Raw genomic sequence first — 15430 nt, forward strand, 5'->3', positions numbered from 1 at the left:
CAGCCTGCCGCGACAGCGGGAGCGACTTTGCGGGTGGCCATCGCCAGCGGGAAGTTCCACGGGGTGATCAGCAGGCAGGGTCCGACGGGTTTGTGCTGGACCAGGATCTTGTTCTTGCCCTCGGGCGTGGTGAGGTAACGGCCGTAGTCGCGGACGGTTTCTTCGGAGAACCAGCGCAGGAACTCAGCCCCATAGCTGACTTCGCCGCGTGCTTCGGGCAGGGGCTTGCCCATTTCCAGGGTCATCAGCAAAGCGAAGTCCTCAGCCCGTTCGGTCACCAAATCGAAGGCACGGCGGAGGATCTCGGCCCGGGTCCGGGGCGCGGTCCGCGCCCAGGAGGCCTGGGCGGCGTCGGCCGCGTCCAACGCGGCCACAGCGTCGGCGCTGGTCGCGGAAGCGAGGGTGGCGAGCACCTCCCCAGTGGCGGGATCGTGCACATCGAACGTCCCGCCGTCGGACGCATCCCGCCATTCACCGCCTATCAGGAGGCCGGTAGGCACGGAAGCGAGGAGACTCGTTTCTCGGTCAATCGTCAAAGTAGAGTGTTCGGCCACAGAGGGTTCCTTACTATTGCGTATGTGTTGCAGGACCCCGATGTTGCGTTCATCGTCCTGCGTTCGTTTCGGCGCCCGGCATCAGGCTCCCCAGGACGATGTCCAGCCACGGAACCCGATTTGAGAACCGCCGGATCTTCCCGGGAGCAGCCCAGCGATAAGCGTCGTGCTCGTCATTGATCGTTAGCCGTCGCCTCTTGCTGACGGCTGTATAGGTATGGACCAGCCACGGATTGCCTTCGTGGTCAGAAATTTGAAGCTGTTCACCGGTCCGGAAGCTGGCGAGATCCCCGAGGGCGAGACCTGCTTCCTCTTCCAGCTCAGCCAGTGCCTGCTGGAGCGGGGAAACGGCTGGTTCGAGGTATCCGGTGATGCAATGCCAGAGCCCGCGTTCATGACCGACGGACTGGCTGCGCTTGAAGAGGGCAATTCGTCCGCGCCATTGAACAACCACCGCCACCACCGCCCGGGGCGGGCGAGCTGCGGCGAAGTCTACTTCCGCGCTCGTCCCTTGCAGTGTGGCGGTACTCATCGGGTGCTCCTGATACGGTCGGTTGCCCTGGGCTTGAAGGTTGTTGTGGAAAGGCCGGGGAGGATCCTGGATGGAGTCCTCCCCGACCTTTACCTTGTTGATGGTTAGAGGGTTTGCGCGCCGGGGCTGCGGTCGAGCATTTCCAGTCCTGAAAGACGCCTGCGCCGATGGGTGGCGAAGTAGGTACCGGCAGCGATGGCCCCACCAATGTAGTACGAGAGGTCACCCATTTGCGGGAAAGCGGCGGCTATGGGTCCGGTATAGATCGAGGACATCCAGAACGGCGAGGAAAGCAGGACGCCGGCCGCCCAGGCCACGAACCCCCATTCGAACTTCCTGCTCTTATCGAAGAGTTCACGCAGCCCACGATCGGTGCGTCGGCCTCCGAACAGGTAATCGCAGACCAGGACCGCCACGTACGGGGCGATGCAGTAGGCAGTGAGGTTAAGGAATGCGGTAAAGCCTTCGTTGAATCCGGTCTGGCCCCACTGCGCCACGAGATAGGATGCGGCACAGATGAAGACTACGGCTGTGTGTCGCTTGACCGGAACGCCCATGGTCTGGATGGAAATGGCGCCGCCGTAGACATTGAGGAAGTTCTGGGTGAACGAGGACAAAGCGACGACGCCGAGGCCGACGGCGGCCCAGGGGCCCATGAGTTCCTTCAGCGCACCGATGCTATCGGACGCCGTGGTGGTGGTTCCCAGGAGGGTTCCGAGGATCCCCATCCAGACAAGGGTCACGAAGTTGCCCAACATGGTGGCCCAGCCGGCGCCGCGCCTGTTCCCCGCTGTATTGGGAAGGTAACGGGAGTAGTCCGAGGCAAAGGGCATCCACGCGACGATGAAGGAGAAGAACCAGCCGAAGAAGACGATCCACCCTCCGACGCCGTTAAAGCCCAGGGCTGTGGGGTTGAAGTCGGTTTCGACGCGTCCGTTGGCGGCCGCCACGATGGTGATGAAGACGAAGCCGATCACCAGGACAAAGGACAGGATCCGCTGCAGGAAGTGGATCAGGTTGTAGCCAATAACGGCCACTCCAAGCTGGATACCCATGAGGATCAGTGACGAGAGCCAAAAGGGGATATCGGTGAGCAGGGCGATCGCCTTGCCGCCAAGGATGACCGTAACGGCGGCCCAGCCGATTCCAGCGAAGACATTCACATAGGCCACCGGGAAGAGGTTGCCGATGAAGCCAAGAGGTCCGCGCCCCTGCATCTGCTGTGGGACGCCCAGCCGAACACCCATCGCGGACAAGTAACCCATTCCTGCAGAGGAGGTCACGCCGGCAAGGATGATCGCCAGGGCCGCAGCCCAGAACGGCAGGCCGAAATATGTGGCACTGAACCCCAGGACGACGATGGGGAAGTTCATTCCGGCGGCGAACCAAAGGAAGAACTGGGAACGGGGCTTGCCATGGCGCTCGACGTCGGGAATGTGCTCGATGCCGTAAGGCTCGATTTTGGTGAGGCTGTCGCGGTAACCGCGATCTTCGGCAATGCTGCTTTCTGCAGCGCGAATGGTATCCGGGCTCATTTTTGTCCTAATGTTGGATGCGCACCTCGGTGCGCTGCTTACGAGCAGTTCGGTCGGCGCGGTTGGTTTCCTGTCGGGGATTGTTGGCCGCGCCGGCCGTCTAGAGTTCGGCGAGTTGAGCGCCGTCGAAAAAGTGCCCGGCCTTGTAGACCATTGGCGCAGTTTCGCTGATTTCCGCGTGGCGGACCCTGCAGATGAAGACCGTGTGGGTCTTGGCTTGGAAACGTTCCTGGATTTCAGCTTCAAGGGAAGCGGCCGAACCGTCCAACAGGGGACTTCCCTTGGGCCCTTCGTGCCAGTCGAGCTCGGCGAACTTGTCCGGAGCCTTCGAGGCGAAAGTCTTCACAGTGCCCAACTGCTCCGTGCCCAGAATGTTGATGCCCAAGTGGCTTGAAGAGAAAAGGGCGGGGTAGGTGCTGGACGTCTTTTGTACACAGACAAGCACCAGCGGTGGTTCCAGGGAGACCGAGCAGTAGGAGTTGGCTGCCAACCCCTTTGGCGTATCACCTTCCTTCGTGGTCACGACCGTAACTCCGGTAATGAACTGGCGGTTGAAAGCCTTCATCAGGGATGGGTCCAGTTCAGCAAACTCGTCGCCATCCGGAACAATCGGAGCAGCAATACCGCGCAGTGGCCGAATGCCAAGGCCGGCGAGCAGTTCACTGCCGTCCCATGTCACGGTTTCCTTGAGTATTTTGCCGTCCTGAAGGATCAGGATGTTTGAGCCACGGGTCTGGACGGTGAGACCAGTGGCGGGTACGCCCAGGTATTCATGGGTGTGGGTGCCGGTGGAAGTCCAGAAAACGGCGACTGTTCCGTCCCCTTCGACGACGTCATCGACAGTAGTGCGCAGGTCCGGGAAGGCTTCCCGAACGGCGGCGATCTCCGACTTCAGGCCGGCGAGGTCGACAGTTGCGCCTGTCGCCTTACTGGTGCGGGTATAACCGGGAGATACGAGGCTGTCCAAAGCATCAAGGTCTCCCTTGTCCCAAGCGGCGAGCCAAGCTGACGTGATAAGCGGTTCGAGCGTCTGTTGCATACCAATGACCGTAAGACAGGTCACATACCAACGTCAATAGGCCAACGCAAAATTGGCAAATTCCCTGTAATGCCGGGCTTTAGTAAAAGTTCGCGGCCTGCTGTTGACTCCGCTGATGCATGCAACATAGTCTTTCATGTATGCAAGAGAACCTGGAAGTAGAGAATGCGCTGGCTGACCGCGACGCCCTCCTTGATCGGATCCGCAGACTGGTACTGGGAGGGGATTTTCCTCCGGGCGCAGTTCTTCCCGAAGCATTCCTGGCCCAGGAGTTCGACGTGAGCCGGACCCCTATCCGCGAAGCACTAAAGCAGCTGCAGCATGAAGGTCTGGTTGAGATCCGGCCCAAGGTGGGCACTTTCGTGCGTGAGCCCACGCGCAGGGAGATCATCGAGCTCTTCCAGCTCAAGGAGTCCCTGGAGGGACTCGCTGCATCCCTGCTCGCCGGACGCGGAGAGGTCAAGGAGCTCTCAATACTGCGGCGGAACCTGGAAGAGTCCGAAATGACTTCCCTCACCCATGACACCGACACCTATGCCCGGCTGGTCCATGAGTTTCACTGGACGATCGTTCGGGGCTCGGATAACCGAAAGCTTATTGAGCACTACGAACGGCTCATGAACCAGCTCGCGTACCAACGCCTTGTCCTGCGCACGGTTGAACACCCGGGGAGGCTCGAAGCCTCCACGCGTGAACATCGGGCTGTGTTGGACATGATCGAGCACAAGGACCCCTTCGGGGCCGAATCCGCCATGAGGAACCACGTTCACGCCTCATCGAGGGAGGCCCTCACCGAACCGGTTCCGGGCCGCCGGAGCTGAAGCAACGACGACGAAAGGAAGCCATGCGCTCAACCACTATTGGAAAGAACCGATAATGAACGACCAAAGACTAGGCATCCGCAAGATTGTCTACTACAGCGAGGAAATCCTGCTCGAAAATGGTGCCTCCCCCGCCATTCCAGCGGTTCGCGCGACAGCTGCTGCCGTGGTCACCAACCCATGGCTGGGTGGCAGCCCGAGCGATGACCTCGGCAAGGAAGTAGTACAGCTCGCTCCAGTGCTTGCACGTAAACTGACCGACCTCCTTGCTGCCAACCTCGGCGGCGTGGACGCCATCGAGGCGTTCGGCAAGGCCGCGCTGGTCGGCATCGACGGCGAAATTGAACACGGCGCCGCCCTTATCCACACACCGTTCTTTGGCAACCTGGTCCGTGAAAGCTTCGATGGTGAATCCATCATTTGCTTCGCAGACGACCGTGCCGAGGCAGGGACCTCGCTCGTCGTACCCCTCTGGCATAAGAACGCCGCCGCCACCCGCACCCATTACCAGAGCATCACCACACGCATCGGTGACGCCCCGCGCCCAGGCGAGATCGTCGTCGTCCTCGGGGCCTCAACGGGGCCCAGGCCGCATTCCCGCATTGGGGACCGCCGCACCGATCCCATCGTCAAAGCAGACACCCTAGGAGAACTTGTTTCATGAGCATTCGCAAAATTGTCACCCTGACCGAAGACGTCCTGACTGAAGGAGGCCGGGAAGTCAGCCCGACCGCAAGGGTCGCGGTTGTCGCAGCCATCATTAAGAACCCGTGGGCAGGCCAAGGGTTTGTTGAGGACCTTTCCGCCGGTATCGATGGCAATGCATCGGACATCGGAGCCCTCCTCGCTCCACGCGTGCTTGAAGCGCTCGGCTCCCCTGCCGAAGCATATGGCAAAGCTGCGATCGTGGGACTGAACGGTGAAATCGAGCACGGTTCCGGCCTCATTCACACCCTCGCGTTCGGAAACCACTTCCGTGACGCTGCCAACGCCACCACCCTCTTGCCGGCCGTGGAAAAGCGAGGCCCCGCTGGTGTGGTCTTCGATATTCCCCTTAAGCACATCACTGATGCGACCATCCGGTCCCACCACCAAAGCATCGAGGTCCGGATTAACGACGCCCCGCATGCCGATGAAATCGTGATTGCCCTGGCCGCCGCAGCCCAAGGTCGGCCCCAGCAGCGCCTCGCCGCGTTCAGCACCGAAGCCAACTAAGGAGACTGCCCAGTGAGCCGCGCCCGCATCGCACTCATTCACGGAGTCGGCCTTGACGGGTCGATGTGGGGGCCGCTCCGTGAATTCCTCGAACCTGAGTTCGACATTCAAGTAATTGAACTCCTCGGCCACGGAAACCGGGCCCAGGCCGCGCCGGAAGGAATAACGCTCGCCGAACTCGCCGCGGACGTCGCGGGATACCTCGAACCCGGCACCCACCTCGTGGGGTTCTCGCTCGGTGCCCTCGTCGCCCAGCATCTGGCCCGTTACCGGCCCGATCTTGTGGCATCCCTGGTTTCGGTCGGATCAGTATGTAACCGGACACCGCACGAGCACGCCGCAGTGATGACGCGGTTGGCCTCAGCTGCCGCCGATTTTCCCGCCACCGTGGAAGCATCTATCCTCCGCTGGTATCCGGAAGGGTCCTCCGTGACGCCCGAATTGGTCGAGGCAACCAGAAAGGTCCTGCTTCGCAACGATCCCCAGTCCTTCCTGGCCTGCTATCGGGTATTCGCAACTGCGGATGCCGAAATTGCCCCCGAGCTTCCCCGGATTAACGTTCCGTCCCTTGCTGTGACGGGCGAGCTGGACCCGGGATCAACGCCCGAGATGAGTGCACGACTGGCTGCGGCCATACCCGGCTGCACATACTCCATCATCAGCGGGGCACGCCACATGATGCCCGTTGAGCGTCCCCAAGAGCTCGCCAACGAACTGACAGCCTTCATCAAGGAGCATTCGAATGTCCACTGAACGCCGCTACGAACACTTCATTAACGGCGAGTGGGTTGCGCCCTCCAATGGGGACTACTTCGACAGCAGCAACCCCGCAACCCTCGACGTCCTGTACCGCGCAGCACGCGGCAACGAAGCCGATGTCTCCAAGGCCGTTTCAGCAGCATCTGCGGCTTTCGAGAACCCGGCCTGGCGGGACCTGAGCCAGACCAAGCGCGGACACCTCCTCCGCCGGCTCGGCGATTTGATCGGCGAGCACGGTGACGAACTGGCCCGCATGGAATCCCTTGACAACGGTAAGCTCCTGCGCGAAATGCGGGCCCAGCTCGCCGCGATGCCCGAGTACTACTACTATTACGCGGGCCTCGCCGACAAGATCCAGGGCGACACCATACCTGGCTCAAGCCGCGCCATGCTGAACTACACGCTGCGGGAACCCCTCGGCGTCGTGGGTGCCATTACACCGTGGAACTCGCCCCTGACATTGACCACGAGCAAGCTGGCCCCCGCACTGGCGACCGGCAACACCATTGTCATCAAGCCCTCCGAATACACCTCGGCCACCGTCCTGCGCCTCGCCGCGCTGGCCGATGAAGCCGGTTTTCCGCCCGGTGTCATCAACGTCGTCACAGGGTTCGGCGCAGAGGCGGGGGCCGCGCTGGTGGAGGACCGCCGCCTGGCAAAGATCTCATTCACAGGCAGCACCGCCACAGGCGCCCGCATTGCTTCCTCAACCGCGTCCCGTTTCATCGGTTCAACGCTGGAGCTGGGCGGCAAATCCCCGAATATTGTTTTCGGCGACGCTGACATTGCCAATGCGTCCATGGGAGTAGTAGCTGGCATATTCGCCGCCGCCGGGCAGACCTGCATTGCAGGAAGTCGTGTGTTCGCCCACAAATCCATCTACGACGAACTGCTTGAGCGCGTTGCCAACCGCGCCCGCAGCATTGTCATTGGCGATCCCCTGCTTGACGCCACTGAACTGGGACCGTTGGCATTCCAGGACCAACGTGACAAGGTGGCCAGTTACGTGGATCTCGGTGTCTCTGAAGGGGCTACTGTCCTGACCGGCGGGGGCCGACCCAACACCGGCCTCGGCGGCTACTTCTTCGAGCCAACCGTCCTTACCGACGTGAACAACTCCATGCGTGTGGTTCGGGAGGAAATTTTTGGTCCCGTCGCAGCGATCATGCCCTTTGAAACCGAGGACGAAGTACTTCGCCTTGCCAACGACACCACGTACGGACTCGCCGCCGGCGTCTGGACCACCAACCTGGCCAGGGCACACCGGATGGCCAGCCGTCTGGAGGCAGGAACGATCTGGGTCAACACCTACCGCACCATGTCTCCCCAATCACCACGCGAAGGTTTCAAGACCAGCGGCGTGGGCGTGGAACACGGCATGGAAAGCATCCGTGAATACACCAGGGTCAAGAGTGTCTGGATCAACACCGACGAATCCCCCATCGCCGACCCCTTCATCATGAGGAGCTGACAATCTTGCCTCTTATCGAAGTCTCAATCGCCCGGGGCAGGACCCCCGAGCAGCTCCGATCGCTCATTGACGAGCTCCACCGCGCCGCCGAGATCTCTGTGGGCGCGTTGCCCGAAAATACCACGGTCATCATCCGCGAAATCCAGCACGAACACTGGTCCCGCGGCAATCAGACCATTGCCGAACGCAATGCAGCAGCCCAGGAAGCTGCCCCAAACATCGATTCGCCGGCACACGCCGCCGCAGAACGAAGGAGTCACTAATGCGGTTTTCCCTCTTCGTCCATATGGAGCGTTGGGACGAGTCCGTCTCCCACCGCGAATGCTTCGAGAACCTGACGGAGCTGGCCCTCCTCGCGGAAGCTGGAGGATTCAGCACCGTCTGGATCGGTGAGCACCACTCCATGGAGTACACCATCTCCCCCAGCCCCATGCCCCAACTCGCCTACCTGGCGGCGCGAACCTCACGCATCCGGCTGGGCGCCGGGACCATTATTGCGCCCTTCTGGAACCCGCTCCGCGTGGCTGGAGAGACCGCACTTCTGGATGTCATCAGCAACGGCAGAATGGAGGTAGGGCTCGCCCGCGGCGCTTACCAGTTCGAGTTCGACCGCCTCATGGGAGGCATGTCCGCGGTGGACGGCGGCAAGCACCTTCGCGAAATCGTTCCCGCCGTGCGCGCGCTCTGGGAAGGTGACTACGCACACGACGGCGAGATCTGGCAGTTCCCCACATCCACCAGCGTCCCCAAGCCCATACAGAAACCGACTCCGCCCATGTGGATCGCAGCCCGCGACATCTCCTCGCACGAGTTCGCGGTCGCAAACGGCTGCAACGTCATGGTGACCCCGCTGATGAAGGGCGACGTGGAAGTCGACGACCTCGCGCGCAAGTTTGATACCGCCGTCGAAAACAACCCGGGTGTCCCCCGGCCGGATCTCATGGTGCTCCGCCACACGCATGTCCACTCAGCCGACGAACCTGAGGGGTGGCGCCGCCCGGCCGAGGCCATCAACAAGTTCTACAGGACATTCGACGCCTGGTTCGGAAACAAGAACACTCCGATCAACGGCTTCCTCGAGCCCAGCCCTGAAGAAAAGTTCGCCGACCGTCCGGAGTTCACGCCGGAGTCCCTCCACCAAACGGCAATGATCGGGACCCCTGAAGAAGTGATCGAACGGCTCCGCCAGTACGAGGCACTGGGGGTTACGGAGTTCAGCATCTGGTCGGACAACAGCCTCTCGCACGAGGAGAAGAAGCTCTCGCTCGAACTCTTCATCGAGCACGTTGTACCGGCTTTCCAGGAGGCCCCGGCAACTGCGGCCAGATAGCGGCGCCTTCCGTCCGCACCTCGAGAAAGTTCGGGTGCGTTACGGCCGACGACGGCGGATTTTGCCGCCGTCGTCGGCGTGTTTCTAGATAGCTGCCTGACGTCCCCAGTCCTTAGGCTGGTTGCCGCTGGTGAGATCCCGTTCCACCGTTACTCCACAGGGAACATCAGAGCTCAGGTTCACCGTGTACATGTCAGGCCCGTGGCGGGTGACAATAATGCCCTGCCATCCTTCTGTCATCGAGTGGTCGCGGGCCATCTACACAGCCGTGTTGATACTGTCTGAGATTTCTGTTGTCGATTGGCCGGTGATGTGGAAGTAGCGGCCGGCCTCGATCGTAATGATCATTGGACTCCTGCTTTGCTCTTTGTGTCGACTTGGATTGGTCGTCATTTCGCATGCCACGCAAGGACAGGCATGGGCACCCGTGCCCGGCCCGTCCTTATAGTTGTCGGGGAGTTTAGATTTCAGTGGGCTGGACCGGGGCTGCTTTCTGCCTGGCTGCCCGTGTGTCGTCCGCCTTTGGCGGCAGAACGCTAGTGGGTTCGCCGGGCTGGCCCTCACGGTCTTGTAGACGCATTTCTGGTGGTTCTTTGCGGAATCCTTTGGTGAGGAAGACGAGGTAGAGCACACCCAGGCCGACCCAGCAGAGGCCAATGGTGATGGCGATGGGACTGAGCTGGGTTAGAAGGTAGATGTCGACGGCAGCCCCGAGTATTGGTAGGACGATGAAGCCAATGATCGAAAGGTCTTTTCCTTGCCGACGGCTTCGGATGAAGTAGGCGACGACGCAGAGGTTGACGGTGGTGAATGCCAGGAAGGCGCCGAAGTTGATGAAGGAGGTTGCGACCTCCAAGGAGATGTTCAGTGCAAGCGTGGCCACGGCACCAACGAGGACCAGATTGAAGATAGGCGTCCTGGTTCGGGGGTGAAGGCGCCCGAAGAGCCGGCGGGGCAGGACTCCGTCGCGGCCCATGACGTAGAGGAGCCGGCTGGTGCTGGCCTGGATGGCGAGCCCCGACGCGAACCCGCCGACGACAAACAGCATGTTGGTGATGTTGGCGTAGAACTGCCCTCCGACGAGAACCTGCATCGCATATGCCGCAGTGGCTGCTTCTTCAAAGTCCCCGCCGGGATGAACGAGCTGCATGATGTAGGAGACAACGGCAAAAAGTACTCCTCCGACGAGGACTGTCAGGAGGATAGCCCGCGGAATATTGCGCTCGGCGTCTTTGGTTTCTTCGCTGAGTGTGCTGACGGCGTCGAATCCCAGGAAGGCGTAGGCAGCGATGGCCGCAGCCGCGGCGACGCCGCCTACGGTCGTCGCACTATTCCAGAAGGGGTCCGTGAACGAGGACGGCGGGTTTCCACCGAGGTAGGCCAGGCAGTAGGCGATGAAGATCCCGATGAGGGTAACCACCAGGAGGGTCAGCGTCTTATTGACACGGTCGGTGAGCACGATGCCCGTGACGTTGATGATCGTTGTCAGTCCTGCATTCAAGGCGAGCCAGGCCCAAACGGGGATGTCGGGAAACTGTGCTGCGAGGTAGAACGATTGGAAGAGCCAGGCCACGGTGGGAAGGAAGAGGTAGTCCAGGAGGATCGCCCACCCGACGAGGAAGCCGACGCGGGAATCGAGTAGTCGGCGCGCATACACGTAGGCCGAACCTGAGTTCGGAAAGATCTTTGCCATTTTTGCGTAGCTGAGGGCCGTCAGCAGCATGGCGGCAGTGGCCAGGGCGAATGCTGTCGGGGCTGATCCGTCGCTGGTGGAGGAGATCACACCGAAGATCGTCATGACGATGCCCGGCGCCATATAGGCCAAGCCGAACACGACCACCGATAGCAGGGATAGTTTGGGGGTGAGTTTGATGTTCTCAGCGGACATGGGAGGTTCCTTGGGCTGGGGCAGTGCTGAGGTTGGTCAGGTTTGATGGGGAGTTGGTTTGCCGCCAGAGGCGGGGATGCAGCTGACCCGCGTAGAGCGGCAACGGAATGCTGTCATCATTTTCAGCGAACTGGTCCCAGGGGCGGGTGACGCCCGCAGTGCCATACTGACGTACATTTCCTACTTGGTCCAGGTCGATCACATCCACCAAGGTGGCGTCTTCAGGCCCGGTCGCAGAGATCCGCACGCGGCCTTCAGGGTCAACCAGAAAACTGCGTCCAACCCCGTGCGGACCGGCCGCGTTAACACTGGCAACGAAATTTTGGTTGACGATTGCGTTGGCTTGCCCGATGACCACTTCCTGCACGCGGTCATTGGTCGGGGTCTGGACAACGTTAAGGACGAGTTCCGCGCCCATCCACGCCAGATGCCTGCTGTGCTCGGGGAACCATGCGTCGTAGCAAATGGATAGGCCGACGCGGCCGTAACCAGTCATATCGAAGACTACGAAGTCCTGGCCGGAAGAAACGGTCTCGTAGGGTTTCCAGGGAAAGATCTTCCGATACGCGGCTACAGCTTTTCCTTGCGGGGAGTACACGACGGCGGTGTTGTAGATTCGTCCGTCCGTGCCACGTTCGAGCACGCTGCCCGGCAAAAGCCAGATTCCAAGGTCTCCGGCAAGCTCGGAAAGAGTGCGCCCGCGCAGGCCATGGAGAGGTTCGGCCGAGGCTTCCATGTAGGCCTGCCGGCCCTCAGGACCCGGAGAGTCTGCCGTGTTCAAGTGCAGCTCCGGGTAAACGAAAAGGTCGGCAACCGCATGTGCTTTGACCTTCCGCTCGAGACCAGCAGCAAAATCAGTCAACGTCTCTGCAGGTGATTGCACAAGAGCGAGAGGGAGAAGTCGAGTCATGACAGGGAGGTTTCCTTGCGTATAGCGAGTTTCTTAAATAAAGATTAATTAAAGATTAATTAAGGAACCTGGGTGTGTCAAGGCTCACCTTGAGCGCGGTGTGAAAGCATTGAGATCATGGCAAGACCACGGAACCAGACAGAACGCAGGGATCAACTCGTAGCAGCGGCTGGACGAGTCCTCCTGGACAGGGGCTCATCAGCGGCCCGCCTTTCCGACATTGCAAACGAAGCCGGTGTCACCCCAGCTGCAGTGCTGTATTACTACCGCGACGTTGACGAGCTCTTCAGCGAAGTCTTCCATCAAGGCGTTACGGAGTACTGTGACCGGAGGGAGGCTCGCATCCAAGCTGAGAGCGGACCTGAAGCGCAGCTCAGGGCCTGCGTCCATTCCGGCGTACCTTGGCCAGGGGAAAGCGAAACGGCATCCCGAATCCTCGTGGAACTGATCCCGGTTTATCTGCGCAACGAAGCAGCTGCCCGACAGCAGATGGCGTTCGTGGAACGCCAAACGAACCTCTACAAGGGGATCCTGGAACGAGGCGCGCAGGAGGATACTTTCACCCTGTCGGCGCCCGCCGGATTCCTGGCCCGGAGCTTCGTAGCCCTCGAGGACGGCCTTGTAATGGACGTGCTCCTCGGTGACCTGACACCGGACGACGAGTACGAGTTTCTGATCAGCTACGCGAGGACCATGGTGAAAACCAAGACGAGGGAGTGAGGTCCCTTCTATGTTCGAGCGGCCGGATACAGGTCCGATGTGAAACGTGAAAGGTTGTTCAGGCACTCCCCTATCGCAGGTGTGGCGAAGTGCAGCGGATTCCACACACCGAAGAGCGTGAACACCAGATCCTTTCCGCGATGAGTTATGGGCATGGCATGCACTCCAAAACCCGGATCATCCGAGAGCACACAGATGCCTTTGCCTGCGGCCGCCAGCGCTTGGCCGACCCGGGCGGAGCGTACTTCAAATTCGGCTTTATACGTGAGACTCTCGGCGCTAACAGCATCATCGAACATTGTGCGGACACCAAAATCGGTTGTCATGGTTATGAGCGGCCATTGCACGAGTTCCTGGAGGCTGATTTTCTCCCGCCCGGCAAGTGGGTGTTCGGCGTTGCACTGCGCCCAAAGGAACGCCCTTCCCACTACAACTGATTCAAGCTCGGATGGCGGTGGCTTTGTTCCCAGCGCAAAGTCAGCCTTACCTTCTTGCAACGCATCGTAGACAAACTCAGGGGTTGCCTCGACAACATTGGTAAGGACTCCATCTGGCCCCTGCGAAACAATGAAGGGGGCGATGATGTCGGCGATGGTGGCAGAGGCTGCTGCTATCGTCAGCCGTTGCACTGATCCCCCGGCCATTGCACGTGCGGATGATTTGGCCTGGGCGGCGCGAGTGACCAGGTCCTTGGCGATGGGCAGAAATGCAGTGCCCGCAGCGGTCAGTGACAATTTTGCTGCTGATCTATCGAAGAGGGTCAGCCCGAGGTCCTTCTCCAACGAACGAAGCTGCCGGGATAAAGATGGTTGGGCCACCATCAAAGAGCGTGACGCAGCATTGATGGATCCTTCATCAACGATGCTCAGGAAATATGTCAGGTGCCTTAAGTCCACCTATGCCTCCAAGGTATTGGTTCTACCCATCATAGGCATTTCCCAGGCATAGTGTCGCCTAGTTAGACTCGTCACACTTCCCCCCTTCTTCAAGGAGTCTCTCTTGGCACTCTCATTTCCAACCCCGGCTCGGACCGTGTTCGCTGCGGCCACCGCAGTCGTTCTTGCTTTGGGCTCAGCAGGCTGCACTCCCTCTCCGGATGCACCTTCAAAGCCGGATGTGTTCACGGTCGCCGCGTCTGCTGCCATAACCACATGGGATCCCGTGCGTTCCTTTTCAACCGAGGCGCTGTACATGGGAAACGTCTATGAGCCCCTGCTATGGAAGAACCCTGAAGGCTCCGCCGAAGAATTCAAGCCGGCCATCGCCGAGTCTTGGAGCGCCAGTGAGGACGGAAAGGCATGGACCTTTAAGATCCGTTCAGGCGCAACCTTCCACGACGGCGAGCCCGTCAATTCTGCAGCTGTCAAGGCCAGCATTGACGCCGCAAGGGAGCGGGCAGCAGCATCCTTCATCTGGGCCCCGGTGGAGAGCATAGGAACCCCTGACGACTCAACTGTGGCTATCAATCTTAAATACGCTGCCCCGATGGACCTCGTAGCTTCCTCCACCTATGGCGCCTGGATCGTTTCCCCCAAAGCCCTGGCGGCATCGGCTAAGGACGAGAAGTACTTTGATGCCGGAATTGACGCGGGCTCCGGACCGTACACCATCGACTCCTACAAACCCGGCTCTGAGGTCGTGCTGAAAAGGTTCGATGCCCACTGGAACAAAGAAGAGGCCCCGCATTTCGACGTTGTGGACATCTTCATCACTCCGGATGCGGTAACGGCCCAGCAAATGTTGACCGCAGGAGAGGTCGATTATGCGACCAGCATCCCCGTGGAAAACGCCAAGACGCTGGCTAACGATCCGAAGTTCACGGTGAAAGACTTCAACTCACCCTTCAACTTCCTGGCCATGTTTAACACCAGCCGTGCACCGCTGAATGACCCGGAGGTCCGCCGCGCGCTCAGCTACGCAATTCCGTACAAGGAGATCATCGACATCGGAGGGCAGGGCTACGGTACGCAGTCCCACGGCCCTGCTCCCAAGGGCATATTCCCCTACAGCGAGGATGTCCCGCAGTACTCCCAAGACTTGGAAAAGGCCAAGCAACTGTTGGCCTCAGCTGGTCATGCCGACGGCCTGAAGCTCACTCTTAGCTATGCCTCCGAAAACCCTGCGGAAGCCCGCTTTGTGCCACTGATCAAGGATGCGTTCGCCAAGATCGGTGTGGAAGTGGACGTCAAGGCCCAGTTGTTCAATCAGCAGTGGGATGCCGCCAAGGCCGATCCCGCAACAGCTCAGGACATTTTTGTGCTGTATTACTGGCCGACCTACAGCGACGCCGGCAGTGACAACCTCACCACACTGTTCCATTCCAGCGAAAAGCCATCCTTCAACTTGAGCTACTGGAAATCCTCCGAGTACGACGCATTGGTGGATAAGGCGGCAACACTGACAGGAACGGACAGGTCTGCAGCCGCGGACCTCTATGAGGAAGCCATGCAGCTCCTTTATAAGGAGGCACCTGCTGCGTTCCTCTACGATGCCCGCGCCGTCTCCGTCGTTCCGGCTGGACTAAACATTTCCCAGTTCAACGAAAATTATCCCTTCACGGTGTTCTTTGCATCTATCAAACCCGCTGCCTAGCCATCCCTTCTGAGACGCGGCCCGGGCTTCTTGAGCCGGGCCGCTTCTCCCCGATCCAACCTTC

The 15430-nt window shown here is 60.2% G+C and carries 17 protein-coding genes; 9 read left to right on the forward strand and 8 right to left on the reverse strand.

All coding sequences use genetic code 11. The features are described from left to right. From AC1DD5_RS09745 to AC1DD5_RS09760, 4 genes are all read right to left on the reverse strand, one after another. On the reverse strand, positions 1-554 hold a 554-nt coding region (locus tag AC1DD5_RS09745), incomplete at its 3' end, for an aldehyde dehydrogenase family protein (RefSeq protein WP_477521281.1). Positions 555-603: 49 nt separating this feature from the next. Further along, positions 604-1086 carry an NUDIX domain-containing protein gene (locus tag AC1DD5_RS09750; protein ID WP_477521282.1) on the reverse strand — a complete coding sequence of 161 codons (483 nt, stop codon included), beginning with the start codon at positions 1084-1086 and terminating at the stop codon, positions 604-606. A gap of 104 nt (positions 1087-1190) precedes the next feature. Continuing rightward, positions 1191-2621, reverse strand: a complete 1431-nt coding sequence (locus tag AC1DD5_RS09755) for a purine-cytosine permease family protein (protein ID WP_477521283.1) — start codon at positions 2619-2621, stop codon at positions 1191-1193. A gap of 100 nt (positions 2622-2721) precedes the next feature. Further along, positions 2722-3660, reverse strand: coding sequence for a flavin reductase (locus AC1DD5_RS09760; RefSeq protein WP_477521284.1), 939 nt, complete (start codon positions 3658-3660; stop codon positions 2722-2724). Positions 3661-3800: 140 nt separating this feature from the next. On the opposite strand from AC1DD5_RS09760, the gene AC1DD5_RS09765 reads away from it, so the two are divergent. From AC1DD5_RS09765 to AC1DD5_RS09795, 7 genes are read left to right on the forward strand one after another with little or no spacing between them, the layout of a single operon-like run. Beyond that, a complete protein-coding gene (locus tag AC1DD5_RS09765) occupies positions 3801-4481 on the forward strand; it encodes a GntR family transcriptional regulator (protein WP_442005131.1) in 681 nt (226 codons plus the stop codon). 55 nt (positions 4482-4536) lie between these two features. Then, positions 4537-5145 carry an amino acid synthesis family protein gene (locus AC1DD5_RS09770; protein WP_477521285.1) on the forward strand — a complete coding sequence of 203 codons (609 nt, stop codon included), beginning with the start codon at positions 4537-4539 and terminating at the stop codon, positions 5143-5145. Continuing rightward, positions 5142-5696 (forward strand): amino acid synthesis family protein, encoded by a 555-nt coding sequence (locus AC1DD5_RS09775; protein WP_431114987.1) that lies wholly within the window; start codon positions 5142-5144, stop codon positions 5694-5696. Before AC1DD5_RS09770 ends, AC1DD5_RS09775 begins: the two co-directional genes overlap by 4 nt. Positions 5697-5708: 12 nt before the next feature. After that, positions 5709-6449, forward strand: a complete 741-nt coding sequence (locus AC1DD5_RS09780) for an alpha/beta fold hydrolase (protein ID WP_477521286.1) — start codon at positions 5709-5711, stop codon at positions 6447-6449. After that, the gene (locus AC1DD5_RS09785) at positions 6439-7926 is read left to right on the forward strand and encodes an aldehyde dehydrogenase (RefSeq protein ID WP_442015703.1); all 1488 of its coding nucleotides are present in this window, start codon (positions 6439-6441) and stop codon (positions 7924-7926) included. The genes AC1DD5_RS09780 and AC1DD5_RS09785 overlap by 11 nt, the downstream gene beginning before the upstream one ends. A gap of 5 nt (positions 7927-7931) precedes the next feature. Further along, complete coding sequence (locus AC1DD5_RS09790; protein ID WP_442005126.1) at positions 7932-8189, forward strand: tautomerase family protein; 258 nt, start codon at positions 7932-7934, stop codon at positions 8187-8189. Beyond that, entirely contained in the window at positions 8189-9256 is a 1068-nt protein-coding gene (locus AC1DD5_RS09795; RefSeq protein ID WP_477521287.1) for an LLM class flavin-dependent oxidoreductase, read from the forward strand. Before AC1DD5_RS09790 ends, AC1DD5_RS09795 begins: the two co-directional genes overlap by 1 nt. Before the next feature lie 84 nt (positions 9257-9340). Here the strand turns inward: AC1DD5_RS09795 and AC1DD5_RS09800 are convergent, their stop codons facing one another. From AC1DD5_RS09800 to AC1DD5_RS09810, 3 genes are all read right to left on the reverse strand, one after another. Continuing rightward, on the reverse strand, positions 9341-9514 hold the full coding sequence (locus AC1DD5_RS09800) for a hypothetical protein (RefSeq protein WP_477521288.1): 174 nt from the start codon (positions 9512-9514) through the stop codon (positions 9341-9343). A 202-nt stretch (positions 9515-9716) separates the two neighbouring features. Continuing rightward, positions 9717-11144, reverse strand: coding sequence for an APC family permease (locus AC1DD5_RS09805; RefSeq protein ID WP_477521289.1), 1428 nt, complete (start codon positions 11142-11144; stop codon positions 9717-9719). Then, complete coding sequence (locus AC1DD5_RS09810; RefSeq protein WP_477521290.1) at positions 11134-12054, reverse strand: carbon-nitrogen hydrolase family protein; 921 nt, start codon at positions 12052-12054, stop codon at positions 11134-11136. Before AC1DD5_RS09810 ends, AC1DD5_RS09805 begins: the two co-directional genes overlap by 11 nt. 117 nt (positions 12055-12171) lie before the next feature. On the opposite strand from AC1DD5_RS09810, the gene AC1DD5_RS09815 reads away from it, so the two are divergent. Further along, entirely contained in the window at positions 12172-12774 is a 603-nt protein-coding gene (locus tag AC1DD5_RS09815) for a TetR/AcrR family transcriptional regulator (protein WP_477521291.1), read from the forward strand. An 8-nt stretch (positions 12775-12782) separates the two neighbouring features. Here AC1DD5_RS09815 and AC1DD5_RS09820 read toward each other — a convergent pair whose 3' ends face one another. Next, on the reverse strand, positions 12783-13670 hold the full coding sequence (locus AC1DD5_RS09820) for a LysR family transcriptional regulator (protein ID WP_477521292.1): 888 nt from the start codon (positions 13668-13670) through the stop codon (positions 12783-12785). A gap of 103 nt (positions 13671-13773) precedes the next feature. Between AC1DD5_RS09820 and AC1DD5_RS09825 the strand changes: the two genes are divergently transcribed. Then, a complete protein-coding gene (locus AC1DD5_RS09825; protein WP_477521293.1) occupies positions 13774-15366 on the forward strand; it encodes an ABC transporter substrate-binding protein in 1593 nt (530 codons plus the stop codon). Positions 15367-15430: the final 64 nt, after the last annotated feature.

It is taken from the genome of Paenarthrobacter sp. 10L420 (genome assembly GCF_056395385.1).

Coding starts and splice junctions, on each gene's coding strand:
- AC1DD5_RS09750 (WP_477521282.1), bottom strand. CDS start 1,086: ATGAGTACCGCCACACTGCAAGGGACGAGCGCGGAAGTAGACTTCGCC.
- AC1DD5_RS09755 (WP_477521283.1), bottom strand. CDS start 2,621: ATGAGCCCGGATACCATTCGCGCTGCAGAAAGCAGCATTGCCGAAGAT.
- AC1DD5_RS09760 (WP_477521284.1), bottom strand. CDS start 3,660: ATGCAACAGACGCTCGAACCGCTTATCACGTCAGCTTGGCTCGCCGCT.
- AC1DD5_RS09765 (WP_442005131.1), top strand. CDS start 3,801: ATGCAAGAGAACCTGGAAGTAGAGAATGCGCTGGCTGACCGCGACGCC.
- AC1DD5_RS09770 (WP_477521285.1), top strand. CDS start 4,537: ATGAACGACCAAAGACTAGGCATCCGCAAGATTGTCTACTACAGCGAG.
- AC1DD5_RS09775 (WP_431114987.1), top strand. CDS start 5,142: ATGAGCATTCGCAAAATTGTCACCCTGACCGAAGACGTCCTGACTGAA.
- AC1DD5_RS09785 (WP_442015703.1), top strand. CDS start 6,439: ATGTCCACTGAACGCCGCTACGAACACTTCATTAACGGCGAGTGGGTT.
- AC1DD5_RS09795 (WP_477521287.1), top strand. CDS start 8,189: ATGCGGTTTTCCCTCTTCGTCCATATGGAGCGTTGGGACGAGTCCGTC.
- AC1DD5_RS09800 (WP_477521288.1), bottom strand. CDS start 9,514: ATGGCCCGCGACCACTCGATGACAGAAGGATGGCAGGGCATTATTGTC.
- AC1DD5_RS09805 (WP_477521289.1), bottom strand. CDS start 11,144: ATGTCCGCTGAGAACATCAAACTCACCCCCAAACTATCCCTGCTATCG.
- AC1DD5_RS09810 (WP_477521290.1), bottom strand. CDS start 12,054: ATGACTCGACTTCTCCCTCTCGCTCTTGTGCAATCACCTGCAGAGACG.
- AC1DD5_RS09815 (WP_477521291.1), top strand. CDS start 12,172: ATGGCAAGACCACGGAACCAGACAGAACGCAGGGATCAACTCGTAGCA.